We start from the raw sequence: 14,039 nt of genomic DNA on the forward strand, positions 1-14,039 counted from the left end.
TAGCCCAAAGGACGCCGTACTGCAATGTCCTGCTTGACGCGGCGCGCGGCTCTGGTAGTTCAATCGTCACGGTGGGCCTGTAGCTCAATTGGTTAGAGCAGGGCGCTCATAACGCCTTGGTTGGGGGTTCAAGTCCCTCCGGGCCTACCAAACCCCTTTCCCGTCTGGCCATTTTTCAGCCCGTCCTGTGTCTCAACAACCCGGTGCTGGACGGTGGGAATGCACCCTGCCCTTGCGATGTCGCAAACGATCGATTTTTCGAATGAATTGCATGTAAGTTGAAACGAAAAGGCAGAGGGGACCGCTTTGGGACAGGACCATTCAGATCTACCGGACATGCGGCGTGCTTTTCACCGTGAGCCTGAACTTGGATTTCAAGAGGTGAAGACCAAGGCAAAGGTTGCCGCTCTTCTACGCGATTTCGGTGTTGAAGTGCATGAAGGAACCGGGGTTGTCGGGATATTGCGTGCGGGGTCCGGCAATCGTGCGATCGGGCTGCGCGCTGATATGGATGCCTTGCCGATCCAAGAGACAAGCACGCACGACTACATTTCGAAAACACCGGGCGTGATGCATGCGTGCGGCCATGACGGTCACATGACGATGCTGCTTGGGGCGGCGCGGGCACTGGCGCAAGCCCCTGATTTTGATGGGATCGTTGTGTTTCTGTTCCAACCGAACGAAGAGCACGGACTGGGCGCACGCGCGATGATCGACGAAGGCGTTCTGAGCCAGTTTCCCATTGAAGAAGTCTATGCCATCCACAATTTGCCCGGCGCGCCCATCGGCCAAGTATCCACCCGTGATGGGCTGATCTGCTCTTCAGAAAGCCTGTTTGACGTTCAAATACACGGGCAAGGCGGTCATGCGTCGATGCCTCAGGCCGGTCGCGATGCGATCACGATTGGCGCTGAGTTGGTTCTATCCTTGCAGACGATTGTAGCCCGCAAATTGGCCCCCGGTGCCGGCGCGGTTGTTTCGGTGACCGAATTTCTGACCGATGGACAACGTAACGTTCTGCCCGGTTCTGCCAGGTTGAAGGGCGACGTTCGCGCCAGATCACCCGAAGATCGAAACGCGATCGAAGCGTTGATGCAGCAAATGGTTCACGGAATTGCGCAGGCCCATGGTGTCTCGGCCGAAATGAGCTTCAACACGGAGTTCGTCGAAACCATAAATGCCAAAGCCCCGACCGAGGCGGTCGTCCGCGCTGCCCGATCCGCGGGTCTTGAAACAATTCCCGATCGCCAGCCCATGAGTTTTTCCGAAGATTTCGCCCATTTCAGCACTGAGGTTCCGGGGTGTTTTTTGCTGCTCGGTAATGGCGAGGACGGCCCATGTGGCCAGCCGCTGCATTCCAGCGATTATGATTTCAACGATGCCCTTTTGCCGATTGGGGCGGACTTCTGGGTGCGTCTGGTCAAGGACCGGCTGCCGGTCCGCAGTGGCAGCGCATCATGAGCCTGTTTTCGGCCCGGATGTCCGAGTTTTGCGCGCAGTTGGACGCCGAGGGCATTGACGTTGCGCTGATCACTGACGACGACAACGTCTACTACCTGACCGGGTACTATGACTATTTGCATATGGAATTCGGGCGCCCAACGATCCTTGTGGTCACGTCATTTGGCACAAGCCTGTTGATTACGCCCTCGATTGATCTGAACACGGCCGAGCATGCGGCGCATGTGGATCGGATCGCCCCATGGAATGATGGCGATGGCGCAGAATGGCGCGCTGAACTGCCCGGAGTTTTGTCCGGGACAGTCGCGATTGAACCGGATGCCATGCCGCCACTGGTCCGGCGCTATGTGGATGCACAACTGACGGGCCAAGCCGTGCGCAACGTCAGCGGCATTCTGGCCAAGATGCGCATGATCAAATCTCCGGAAGAGCTTCGGATCGCGCGCCATGCCGGTCAGGTTGCCAACGCCATGATGATGGCGGGTCGGGAGGCTATCGGGGACGGTGTGGCGGAATACGAAGTTGCACTGGCAACCGCGCGGGCGGGCACCCGTAAGGCCGCGCAATTGCTGGCGGATCACTATACCGATGCGGAGATGTCACCCAACACGCATTTTCTGCAAATCATGGCATCGGGCGATACGATAACCCGCACCCATCATCGCGCCACCAATCGGATCATGCGCCATGGAGAGCCTGTGTTTTTGTGCTTTTGCGGGATGACCAATTTCCACCGGTTCAAACTGGGCTTTGACCGCACGTTCTGGATTGGCGAAGAACCCGATCCTGCGCAGGCCAAGGTCTATGAGGTCGCAGTGGCCAGCCAGAAAGCGGCGCTTGACGCCCTGCGCCCGGGCGTTGCTGCGCAGAGCGTCCATGCGGCCTATGCCGAGGTTATTCAGGGTGCAGGCTACGATTATCCGTTTCGCTGCGGCCGTTCGACCGGCTTCAGCTTTCTGGAAGCCCCCCAACTGGTGACTGGCGACACGACTATATTGCAGCCCGGTATGGTCTTTGCCGTTGATGGGTCTGTGTCGGTTCCGGATTTTCGCGCTCAGGTCGGGGACAGCTTTATCATCACAGAGGACGGATGGGAGCCTTTGACAGACCATCCGAAATCCATTGAAGCGGTGATTTTATAGCATCGCTGCATCGGGCCGCGCGCGGCTTTATGCGCGCCGCCAGGCGGATGCGCTGCGTTCCCATCGTTGAACGATCAGAAATTCGATGGCCAGCATCACGCTGGTAAAGCTGAGCGCATAGGCCAGCACGGTCGCCGTGTCGAAGAGCTGAAAATAGAGGTGGATCTGAAATCCGACGCCGTTGGATCGTCCCAGAAATTCGACCACCAGTACGATTTTCCAGATAACAGCCAGTCCATTGCGGGTGCTGGTGGCCACGAATGGACCCAGCTGCGGCCAGATCACATGTCTCAGTCGTGTCAGCGCAGGCATGCGGTAGACCCGCGCAATATCAGACACGCCCGGATCCATGGCGCGTACCCCTTCGCGGATGGTGACGGTGACCATAGCGGTTTTGTTCAGGGCCACCGCGACGATCGCGGCAAATTCATTTAACCCAATCCATAGGTAACACAGCACAATGATGACAAGCGCAGGCAGGTTCAGGAAAACCGTGACCCATGGATCGGCCCATCGGTTCAAACGTGGTGCGAGACCCAGTGCGATCCCCAAAGCGCAGCCGATGCCCATGGCCAGAGCAAAGGCCATCACGACGCGCCACAAGGTCCATGACATATGCATCCAAAGCTTGCCGCTTGCGGCTTCTCGGGTAATCACCTGCCAGACCGCGCCGGGGCTGGGCAAAATGTCGGGATCCTGTCCAATCCAGGCCGCAACGGCCCAAAACAGGCCAAGGCCCAGAATCGATGTCGCTGTGACGGTCCAGTTGGTTTGCGTGTCTTGCTGCATGCTGGTCAGACTACCCTTAACATCCGCACCTGAGGTCTGAGACTTTGGTCTTGTGTGATGCGAAACGTGTCTGTCAGACCAAGCCGGTCAAACGCCGCCGGATCGCTTCGTCTTGATCCGGTGTCAAGTATTGCGGATGATGCGTGTTCAGTATTTCAATCGCTTTGCTGCGCGCCCTGCCCCATAGCTCTGGCGCGCCCGCTTCTGCCCATGTGATCGGCGCATCGCGGTCAGCCAGCGTGGGATAGTAATAGTCTCGCTCCATGGCTGCGTAGGTCTGGCCAGACCCGAGGAAATGCCCATCCCCAAGAACTGTGTCGCAGATTGCCTGATATCCAAGCGTTTCTTCGTTCACTTCGACGCCGCGCAACACACGATAGGCCGCCGCGTTGGTTTCGTCGTCGATGACAAAGGCCTCAAAGCTCGCGCCCAGCAGTGACGCGGTCATGCCTGCACTTTCGTAGATCAGATTGCCGCCGCCCAAGGCTGCGGCCAGCGCTGTCATACCCTTTTCGACACCGTATTGCGCATCAATCGCCTTGGCGTCCGTCATCGAGGAGGCAACCCCCGACGGCAGACCAAGCCAGTTGGACAACTGTGCCGAGGCGGCATTCATCAGCGCGACTTCTGCGCCGCCGCCGGCAAATGCGCCGCTGCGCAAATCGATCACGAAGGGCCAGTTTGAAAACACCATTGGATGACCGGGTTTGATCGCGTGCACCATCACCAGGCTGGCCAACGTTTCAGCCAGTGACTGGGCCAGAAAACCGGCCAATGTGGCAGGCGCGGTTGCCCCGGATTGGGCCGCGGTAATGCAAGAAACGGGTATATTGTGCGCGATGCATTCGTACAGAACATCGACCGCGTCAGCGCCATAGCGCATAGGGGATATGACCGGGCTGATATGCGCTTTGACGAAGGGGCGCCGCGAAAAAGCGCCTTCGCCGCCAGCAACCAGATCAAGCATCTCGACAAGTGGCGTGACATGCGCAGCCAGCGTAAAGGCAGTGCCCACCGGTTTGGTGGTGCCACGCACAAGGGCATAGAGCGTGTTGACGTCCAAAGACCATTCGTCCGGCATATCCGTGGCTATACAGCAGCGCGTAAACCAGCTGATGTTCTCCAGAGCATCCTGAAGGCGTGTGAAGTCGTGCAGATCCTGGAGCGTGGACGGACGGTAAAGCCCGGTTCCCATGTCGAGAGTCTGAACCGCGGCCCCTCCCGAGCCAAAGAAAACAGATTGACCGCCGACCTGAATTGAGCGGTTTTCGTCACGCCCGTGCAACACAAAGGTCTTGGCCGCTTGTGCGATTGCATCTTCGACCAGAGCGTTGGGAAATGTGACCCGGTCGCCTGAAACCACAGCGCCAGCTAGCAACAGATCATTGCGCAGCCGGTCCGGAACTTCACCCATTCCCAGACCATCCAGCAATTGAAGTGCACAGCCGTAGATTTGCTCGATCTGCACTTCATTGAGCGGTTTGTATTGCCCCCCGTTCTGTCCCGGCGGACAGGGGTTGGGTGGCGGTGCGGCCCGTTGCGCGGCCTTTGCACGGCGGCCACCACTGCGTTTTCTGGCGATGCTCATGTCGATCCTGCCTTTCGTCTGGATTATTAGGCGCTCCAATTCGCGATCTGGCAACGAAATTTTTGATCAAATCTCTTGTCAAACCATTGGTTTGTCTGACTGATAGACAGGCAAATCAGCGTTAGGGGAATGGCATGCGCAGCAGAACCAAAGCAGTTGTGATCGGTGGCGGTATTGCCGGCTGTTCGACACTTTATCATCTCACCCAAGAAGGCTGGGGCGATGTGATGCTTTTGGAACGCGATGAGCTGACATCCGGAACCACGTGGCACTCGGCGGCGCAGGTCACCAACTTTGGCATGACCCAGACAATGGTTGGTCTGAAGAGCCATTCCATTGCGCTGTATCAGGATTTGGCCGCGGACCCCGACTATCCGGTGGGTTATCACTTCGGAGATGGCGGCATTCGTCTGGCCAATACCGAGGCGCAGATGGATGGATACCGGCACTTTGCCTCTATGGCGCGCGGAATGGGCGTGGAATTCGAGGTGATCGATGCCGAGGAATGCGCACGCCGCCATCCGTTGATTTCCACTGAAAACCTTTTGGGCGGTCTTTGGGACCCGTCGGATGGAGATATTGATCCGGCCCAACTGTGTCAGGCCCTTGCGCGCCGCGCCCGTGCAGCTGGCGCCGAAGTGCATAGGAACACGCCCGTTACAGGCCTGCGGCAGCTCAAGGATGACACGTGGATTGTTGAGACACCAAAGGGTGAAATACACGCCGATGTCGTTGTGAACGCCTGTGGATACAGAGTGAACGAGGTTGCCGCGATGATGGGCGTGCATCACCCGGTGGCATCAATGGAACACCAGTATTTTGTCACCGAGGAAATCCCGGCCATCAAGGAAGCCGGGCATCGCATGCCACTGCTGCGTTGCCCGATCTCGGACTACTACAGCCGTCAGGAAAAGAACGGATTGTTGGTCGGGTTCTACGAACAGGACTGCAAGACATGGGGCATGGACGGCATCGACCCGAATTTCACCAATGCGCTCTGCCCTGATGATCTGGATCGGGTGACAGACGTTTTGGAAGGAGCGTTCGAACGCATGCCCGCCCTTATGGAAGTTGGCATCCATACCATCGTCAATGGGCCGATCACTTACACGATTGATGGCGCGCCTCTGGTTGGTCCGGTCCCCGGCAAGCGCAATGCCTATTGCATCATCGGTTTGCGTGCCGGACTGGGTGAAGGCGGCGGGCATGGATGGCTGCTGGCTCAGCAAATCGTGCATGGTGAGGCCTGCTACGACACCTGGATTCTGGATCCGCGCCGTTTCACGGGGCATGGCAATGTCGAATTGACGGCTCTTAAGGCGATCGAGGACTATCAAAACGAATTCCGTTTTCACTTTCCCCACGAACATCGCCCGGCAGGCCGGCCAATGAAAACAACGCCGCTGACGCCTGTTCTGGCCGCCGAGGGCGCGGAATTCACGGTGGTCAACGGCTGGGAACGGGTCGATTTCATCAAACCGACCGAAGATTTCCACGAAACACTCGGCTTTCGCTTTGCCGAAGCGCACAGCGTGATTGGTGAAGAAGTGCGCGCGGTTCAAAACAGCGTTGGTTTGGCCGAGGTCAATGGCTTCAACCGGTTTGAGGTTTCGGGCACAGATGCAGCATCCTTTCTGGACCGCATGACGTGTTCCCGTCTGCCCAAGGGGCCGGGCCGGACTCGTCTTGCCTATCTGCTCAATCAGCACGGAATGATCAAAACCGAAGCGACGCTGACGCATCTTCCTGCCTCTGACCGGGGGCCAGAGCGCTACTGGTACGGATCGGCTGCCGCGGCTGAAGGGCATGACATGGATTGGCTGACCCAACATGTGCAGCCTGACGAGGATGTTTCAATCCGGTCTTTGACCAACGATCAGACCATCCTGGTTCTGGCCGGTCCAAAGGCGCGGGATGTTCTGTCGGCCTGTGCGCGAGGGGATTGGTCGGCCAGCGCATTTCCATGGCTTTCTGCGCGCGAATGCTATGTTGGGATCGCGCCTGCCACGGTTCTGGCCGTCAGTTTTTCCGGAGAACTGGCCTATGAAATCCACGTGCCCAATGCGCAGCTCTATTCGGCGTACTTGTCCCTCAGACAAGCGGGGCAAGCGCATGGCTTACGTCTGTTTGGGGCGCGCGCAATTGAGTCGATGCGCATGGAAAAAGGCTATCTGCATTGGAAAGCGGATCTGCTGACCGAGTTTGATCCGTTTGAAACCGGCTTGGACAGATTTGTCGCCATGGACAAAGGCGATTTCGTCGGCAAATCCGCGCTTGAAGCCCGCTTGGCCAAGGGTCCGTCACGGCGTCTGGTGACGTTGCAGGTTGAAACGGAGGACCGTTGGGCGCAGCCCGGATCGTCTGTGATGGTTGAGGATCGCGTGGCCGGAACAGTGACATCCGGAGACTGGGGCCATCGGACCGGTCTCAATCTGGCCTATGCCTTTGTCGAGCCCGCACTGGCAGAACCCGGAACAAAGGTCGCGCTGGATTTGCTCGGCGATCTAATCAGTGCCACGGTTATCGCGCCCTGCCCCTATGATCCCGAAAACAGCCGGGTCCGGGCCTGACAGGCAGCACGTGCTCTCACGAAAGCGTCAGCGTCCAACCAAGGTCGCATATGCCCATGTGTCACCCGGGCCTAGGGTGCTGGAATGGGAGGACGTCTATCTCTGATCGCGCTGTGTGTGTGGGTTTTGTCTGCGGTTGGTCTTTGGGCCGAAGCCGTCGACCCCGAGCAACTGTCCGAACATATCTTTGCGCCCATGTCGATGGGCGAGCAGATTAGCGACAACGGTGTCTATGAGCTTTTGAATTCGGGCGGTGCCCATGCGGGCTACGTCTTTCAAACAGAACCAATGGCACCCCTGCCCGGCTTTTCCGGTGCGCCGATCAACATGCTTGTGGTTCTGGATCTTGAAGGCCGGTTTCTCGACGTAAAACTGCTGAACCACAATGAGCCAATCTTTGTGTCAGGACTGGGCCAGGCGCCCTTTCATGCCTTTATGGAGCAATATCGCGGGCACTCGATTTCCGACAGTCTGGTAGTGGGCACGCCCTATGGCAGTGGCAGCGACGGGTCCGGACTTGTTTATCTGGATGGGGTCACAAAAGCGACGGCTTCGGTGCGCATTGCCCATGAATCAATCCTCGCGGCGGCGCTGCAGGTCGCTCGCGAAAAGATGGGCGGTGTTGCGGCTGGACCGCCTGCCTTTCCCAACCCTGATGTGGTTGAAGACCTCAGTTTTCAGGACCTGATCGATCAGGGACTGATCACCCGACTGACCGTTTCAAATGCCGAAGTACAGGCGTTGTTCCAAGGCACGACATGGGAAGACGACGACCCCGAAGCGCTGGACTACCCCGAGGAAACCTATCTCGATCTTTGGATTGCCGATCTGGGGCCAAACTCTATCGCCCGTGCCGTGCTGTCCGAGGATACGCTGGAAGAACTGGAAGACTTCAAATCCATCTCGACCTTCGATGAGCCGGTTCTGGTGGTGGAAACGGCCCGGCATGGTTTGGTTTCGCCTGAGTTCGTGCGCAACACGGCACCGGATTGGATTGGCGCTGAACAAAACGGGTTCCCCGTGTCGCTTCGTGATGCGGATCTTTTTGTCGAATTGCACGACGATGTGCCCGATGCCCTGCATGACGGAACCGCGCTGATCCTGCGCACGGATCGACGGTTGGGGTTTGACCCGGCTTCAGAATGGGTCATGACGGTAAAGGCCAATCGCGAACATGGGATGTTTCAACCCGAGGTCGGCTCAGTCACGCTTTCGACCTCGGTCAAGACCGACGAACGGTTCTTTTCCCGGCCAGGCGTGGTGAAGCGTCTGACCCCATTCGAAGAAGCGTTACGCGGGCGCTGGAATGATCTGGTGGCGCTTGCTGCCTTGCTTGCCGTGCTCGTCATGGGTTTGCTTTTTGCCCAGTCGCGCATTGCCGGATTGCGCGGATTCACCCCCCTTCGCCTGTCGGTTCTTGCGATCATTTTGGGGTTTGTCGGCTGGTGGGGGCAAGGACAGCTTAGCATTGTGACACCGCTGGCGGCCCTGCAGACGGCCATGTCCGGCGGAAGCTACGCCTTCCTGCTTTACGATCCTTTTTCGCTTCTTGTCTGGGCTGTTGCGATCGGCGGGTTTTTCCTGTGGGGCCGCGGTCTGTTTTGTGGATGGCTTTGCCCCTTTGGCGCGCTGCAAGAGTTTGCCCATCACATTGGCAGACTGCTCAGGCTGCCCCGGATCGAACCATCGCGCCTTTGGGATCAACGCCTGAAATCGCTCAAATACGTGGCTTTGGCGGGGCTCGTTGCGGTGACAGTCTTTGTACCGAGCTATATGGACAAGGCCGCCGAAATCGAACCTTTCAAAACGGCAATCACCACGTTCTTTGTGCGCGAATGGTATTACGCGGCTTACGCAGCGCTATGGCTGGTTTTGGGGCTGTTCGTGTTCAAAGGGTTTTGCCGATACCTCTGTCCGCTTGGTGCCTTGATGGCACTGGGTGGCATGCTTCGCTTGCGCCGCTGGATCCCACGCAGGATCGAATGCGGCTCACCCTGTCAGCTTTGCGCAGTGAAGTGCAACTATGGCGCCATCCGCAAAACCGGCGATATCCAGTATGACGAATGCTTCCAGTGTCTGGATTGCGTAACGATCCACGATGACGATGCTCAGTGTGTTCCGCTGATCTTGCAGGGCCGCGCTGAGAAACGTGCGCCCCGTGCGACCGGACATCCCAATCAGGTGCCTGCCGAATGATGAACCGCCGCCGATTTCTGAGCCTCAGCGCCGCCTTTGCCTGCGCGCCTCGTCTGGCACAGGCCCAAACCTGGTCCGGATATGCGTTGGGGGCCGACGTCGCGATCACGCTCAGCGGTCCGAGACAATTGGTGGACGCGGAATTGCAGGCAATCCCGGAACGGATCAATGAACTGGAAAACCGTTTCAGTCTGTATAGACCGGGTTCAGATCTGAGCCGCCTCAATCGGGATGGCTGGATCTGGACCGACGCTGCCTTTTCAGACCTGATCAAAGCAGCCGATACAGCCCATGGGCTGTCAGATGGCCTGTTTGATCCAACGGTTCAGTCGCTTTGGTCAGCCTTGGCCACCGGTGCCGATCCCGAACCTGCCCGCCAGCTGATTGGTTGGCATAAGGTCCGGCATGATCCTTTGGGCAAACTCCGGATCGAACCGGGCCAGAAACTGACGTTCAACGGGATAGCGCAGGGCTATGTTACCGACGTCATCCGCAATAGACTCAAGGCTCGTGGATTTGAGCGCGCTCTGATCAATATCGGGGAATACTCTGCAATCGGTGGGCCATTCCGGCTGGGTTTGTCTGACCCCGAACATGGGATTTTGGGGCAGCGAACGCTGCGCCACGGCGCCCTTGCAACATCCAGTCCCAGCGCCCTGCCGCTTGGGTCCGGTGCGACCCATATCCTTGGCCCACAAGGCCAAAGCCCGATCTGGTCAACCGTCAGTATCGAAGGCCCAACGGCCGTAATGGCCGATGCGCTGTCTACCGCGGCCGTGTTCATGACCCAGACGCAGTTGGTGCGGCTGAAAAAAGCCGCCGCGCTTTATCGGATTACGGTGGTCGGACCGGAAGGCGATCTGCGCAGCATCTAAGACAGCAGGACATGCTGAATAAAACAAAAGCCCCAAGGTTTCCCTCGGGGCTTTGTCATTTTGAAAATTAGGCTGGATCAGCTCGCAGCTGCGACGGCCCGTTTTGTCATCACGCCAACCAGATGCGCGCGGTAGTCACCGCTGGCATGCAGATCGGAAATCATACCGTCGCCGGATGGCGCCGCAGGTACGGCATCAGCGGAGAAATTCGCGGAAAGAGCCGCTTCTGCTTCGGACCAGCGATAGACGCCTTCCTCGGATGCGCCGGTCACTGCGACACGAACACCATCCGCGTATTTGGCCACAAAGACACCGACCAGAGCAAAGCGCGAGGCTGGCTGTTCGAACTTCATGTAAGACGCCTTCTCAGGCACCGGGAAGCGAACTTCGGTGATGATTTCACCTTCGTCCAGTGCCGTTGCGAACATGCCTTGGAAATAGTCGTCTGCTGCAATCTCGCGCTTGTTGGTCACGATGGTTGCGCCTGATCCAAGCGCTGCCGATGGATAGCAGGCCGACGGGTCGTTGTTGGCCAGCGAGCCACCGATGGTTCCGCGGTTGCGAACTGCCGGGTCGCCAATGTTGCCAGCCAGCGCCGCCAGCGCCGCATAGGCACCCGCTTCGGCTGCGACGGTGGCATGTGTTGTGCCGCCGCCAATGGCCAAAGAACCATCGTCCGCCGTGCAAACACCCTTCATCTCAGTAATGCCTGCAAGGCTTACCAAGACCGATGGAGAAGCCAGACGCTGTTTGAGCGTTGGGATCAGTGTCTGACCGCCACCCAAAGCCTGCGCTTCGTCCTGGCCCAATGCCTTTGCCGCATCTGCGACGGTGCTGGGGCTTTCCATATCGAATGAGTACATCTTGTCTTCCTCCCTTGAACTTCTGAAGAGCCCTGCCCTTCGTTGGTTCAAAAATACTTTGGGGGTCCGGGGGCAAAGCCCCCGGTCCTGTCCTTCATGATCAGCCGTTCATCGCTTCCCAAACACGCTGCGGCGTGGCTGGCATGTCGATGTGGTCAACCTGGTGGCCACCAGACTGCAATGCATCCACGATCGCGTTGATCACGGTCGGAGGCGATCCGATCGCACCGGCCTCACCGCAGCCTTTCACGCCCAATGGATTGTGCGTGCAAGGCGTCTGGCAGGAATGGTCGACCCGGTAGTTGGCCATATTCGGCAGATCGTCCGCGCGTGGCATCGCGTAGTCCATGTAGGACGCGCTCAGCAACTGGCCGTTTTCGTCATAGGCACAGTTTTCCAGAAGCGCCTGACCGATGCCCTGGGCAATGCCGCCGTGCACCTGACCTTCGACGATCATCGGGTTGATCACGTTGCCAAAGTCGTCTGCCGACACAAAGGCCACCAGATCAACAGCGCCAGTATCCGGGTCCACTTCGACCTCGCAGGCATAGGCGCCAGCAGGATAGGTGAAGTTAGCCGGATCGTAGAAGGCTGTCTCTTCGAGGCCGGGCTCGATGTCTTCCAGCGGGTAGTTGTGCGGAACATATGCCGCAAGGGTCACATCGCCCCAAGCAACCGACTTGTCGGTGCCTGCAACGCTGAACTGGCCGTCTTTCAGCTCGATGTCAGCCTCAGAGGCCTCCAGCAAGTGAGAGGCGATCTTCTTGGCCTTGTTGATGATCTTCTCAGTAGCTCGAACCATGGCCGACCCGCAGACCGCGATAGAACGCGAGCCATATGTGCCCATGCCAAACGGGATCTTCGAGCTGTCACCATGCACGATGTCGATCATATTCTCGTCGATACCGAGCATTTCAGCCACAACCTGCGGGAAGGCTGTCTCATGCCCCTGCCCGTGGCTGTGAGCGCCGACCATCACCGAGATGGAGCCAGTGGCATTCACCCGCACGGTTGCCGCGTCATACAGACCCGCACGAGCGCCCAGCTGACCCACGAGGTTCGATGGCGCGATGCCGCAAGCCTCGATAAAGCAGTTGATACCAAGACCGCGGAGCTTGCCGCGCTTTTCACTTTCGGCGCGGCGGGCGGCAAAGCCGTTCACGTCGATCAGCTCTTCCATCTTGTCCATGGTCGCGTGGTAATCGCCAGTGTCATATTCCACCGCCACAGGTGTGGCATAGGGGAACTGAGTGACAAAGTTCTGGCGGCGCAGTGCGATCGGGTCCAGACCCAATTCACGGGCGGCTTTGTCGATGACCCGTTCAAGCTGGAACGTTGCTTCTGGACGACCCGCACCGCGATACGCATCCACCGGAACGGTGGTTGTGAACACGGCTTTCACGTTCACCTGAACATTAGGCGTCTTGTAGTTGCCGGCCATCAGCGTGCCGTGCAGCCATGTGGGAACCGACGGGGCAAAGGTGGACAGATAGGCGCCCATGTTTGCGTAGGTATCGGTGTGCACTGCGGTAAAGTTGTTGTCCTTATCCAGCGCCAGCTTGATGGTGGTGACGTGGTCACGGCCATGGGCGTCAGACATGAAGGCCTCAGAGCGGCTCGCCGTCCACTTGACCGCACGGTTGCAGGCTTTGGCCGCAAAAGTGCAGAACGCCTCTTCGGCATAGTGGAAGATCTTGGTGCCGAAACCGCCGCCAACGTCAGGAGCGACAACGCGAAGCTTGTGCTCGGGAATGCCCAGAACAAACGCGCCCATCAGCAGCCTGATCACATGCGGGTTCTGGCTTGTGGTATAGAGCGTGCTTTCATCATTGGCGCGGCTGTAGTCGCCGACCGCAACGCGCGGCTCCATCGGGTTCGCGACCATCCGCTGGTTGACCAGTTCAAGCGTGGTGACATGCGCCGCTTCTGCGAATGCTTTCTCTACGGCCTCTGTCTCACTGCCGAACTGCCAGTCATAGCACAGGTTGGACGACAGATCGTCGTGCACCTTGGCCCCGCCTGCCACCGCTGCTTTCATGTCAACGACAGGATCGAGTTCGGTGATGTCCAGTTCAATGGCTTCGGCGGCATTGCGCGCCTCTTCCAGACTGTCGGCCACAACGGCCGCGATCGGATCACCAACGTGGCGCACTTTGCCCTGGGCCAGAACCGGGTGGGCCGGCTCTTGCATGGGTTCGCCATTTTTATCGGTGACCTGCCAGCCGCAGGGCAATCCACCCACGCCTTCAAAGTCGGCGCCGGTAAAGATGCGCACAACACCGGGCATGCCTTCGGCCGCCGAAGTGTTGATCCCGTTGATCGTGCCATGCGCCACGTCAGAACGCAGGAAATGCACATAGGCCTGGCCATGTACGTTGATGTCGTCTGTGTAGTTGCCCGCGCCTGTCAGAAAGCGCACGTCTTCGCGCCGCTTCGTGCTGGCGCCGATGCCTTGATCTTTTGGCATGTCATTCCTCCCTTGGGTCGGTGCGTTTCGTCGCGCACCTTACAACTGGGTTAAGTCCGTCTGACGCGTGAATTCACGCGCCGCGTTG

9 protein-coding genes and 1 tRNA gene are annotated in these 14,039 nt (G+C 58.5%); 6 read left to right on the forward strand and 4 right to left on the reverse strand.

The genetic code is table 11. The features are described 5' to 3' along the window. Nucleotides 1-73: 73 nt before the first annotated feature. The 3 genes from PFY00_RS06370 (at nucleotide 74) to PFY00_RS06380 (ending at nucleotide 2,603) form a co-directional block, all read left to right on the forward strand. Nucleotides 74-150, forward strand: a tRNA-Ile gene (locus PFY00_RS06370). A gap of 186 nt (nucleotides 151-336) precedes the next feature. After that, nucleotides 337-1,461 carry an amidohydrolase gene (locus tag PFY00_RS06375; RefSeq protein WP_271431701.1) on the forward strand — a complete coding sequence of 375 codons (1,125 nt, stop codon included), beginning with the start codon at nucleotides 337-339 and terminating at the stop codon, nucleotides 1,459-1,461. Beyond that, complete coding sequence (locus tag PFY00_RS06380; RefSeq protein WP_271431702.1) at nucleotides 1,458-2,603, forward strand: M24 family metallopeptidase; 1,146 nt, start codon at nucleotides 1,458-1,460, stop codon at nucleotides 2,601-2,603. Before PFY00_RS06375 ends, PFY00_RS06380 begins: the two co-directional genes overlap by 4 nt. 27 nt (nucleotides 2,604-2,630) lie before the next feature. On the opposite strand, the gene PFY00_RS06385 is transcribed toward PFY00_RS06380, so the two are convergent. Together PFY00_RS06385 and PFY00_RS06390 are read right to left on the reverse strand one after the other, a co-directional pair. Further along, nucleotides 2,631-3,392, reverse strand: a complete 762-nt coding sequence (locus tag PFY00_RS06385) for an ABC transporter permease (RefSeq protein WP_271431703.1) — start codon at nucleotides 3,390-3,392, stop codon at nucleotides 2,631-2,633. A gap of 73 nt (nucleotides 3,393-3,465) precedes the next feature. Then, nucleotides 3,466-4,980 carry a trimethylamine methyltransferase family protein gene (locus PFY00_RS06390; protein ID WP_271431704.1) on the reverse strand — a complete coding sequence of 505 codons (1,515 nt, stop codon included), beginning with the start codon at nucleotides 4,978-4,980 and terminating at the stop codon, nucleotides 3,466-3,468. Between the two features lie 134 nt (nucleotides 4,981-5,114). On the opposite strand from PFY00_RS06390, the gene PFY00_RS06395 reads away from it, so the two are divergent. The 3 genes from PFY00_RS06395 (at nucleotide 5,115) to PFY00_RS06405 (ending at nucleotide 10,621) form a co-directional block, all read left to right on the forward strand. Next, a complete protein-coding gene (locus PFY00_RS06395) occupies nucleotides 5,115-7,550 on the forward strand; it encodes a GcvT family protein (protein ID WP_271431705.1) in 2,436 nt (811 codons plus the stop codon). An 84-nt stretch (nucleotides 7,551-7,634) separates the two neighbouring features. Then, the gene (locus PFY00_RS06400; RefSeq protein WP_271431706.1) at nucleotides 7,635-9,746 is read left to right on the forward strand and encodes a 4Fe-4S binding protein; all 2,112 of its coding nucleotides are present in this window, start codon (nucleotides 7,635-7,637) and stop codon (nucleotides 9,744-9,746) included. Continuing rightward, complete coding sequence (locus PFY00_RS06405) at nucleotides 9,743-10,621, forward strand: FAD:protein FMN transferase (protein WP_271431707.1); 879 nt, start codon at nucleotides 9,743-9,745, stop codon at nucleotides 10,619-10,621. The genes PFY00_RS06400 and PFY00_RS06405 overlap by 4 nt, the downstream gene beginning before the upstream one ends. A 77-nt stretch (nucleotides 10,622-10,698) precedes the next feature. Here PFY00_RS06405 and PFY00_RS06410 read toward each other — a convergent pair whose 3' ends face one another. After that, on the reverse strand, nucleotides 10,699-11,484 hold the full coding sequence (locus PFY00_RS06410; protein ID WP_271431708.1) for an FAD binding domain-containing protein: 786 nt from the start codon (nucleotides 11,482-11,484) through the stop codon (nucleotides 10,699-10,701). A 100-nt stretch (nucleotides 11,485-11,584) separates the two neighbouring features. Next, the gene (locus PFY00_RS06415) at nucleotides 11,585-13,951 is read right to left on the reverse strand and encodes a xanthine dehydrogenase family protein molybdopterin-binding subunit (protein ID WP_271431709.1); all 2,367 of its coding nucleotides are present in this window, start codon (nucleotides 13,949-13,951) and stop codon (nucleotides 11,585-11,587) included. Nucleotides 13,952-14,039 lie beyond the last annotated feature (88 nt).

This window comes from Thalassococcus lentus (genome assembly GCF_028023555.1).
GTDB lineage: Bacteria > Pseudomonadota > Alphaproteobacteria > Rhodobacterales > Rhodobacteraceae > Thalassococcus_A > Thalassococcus_A lentus.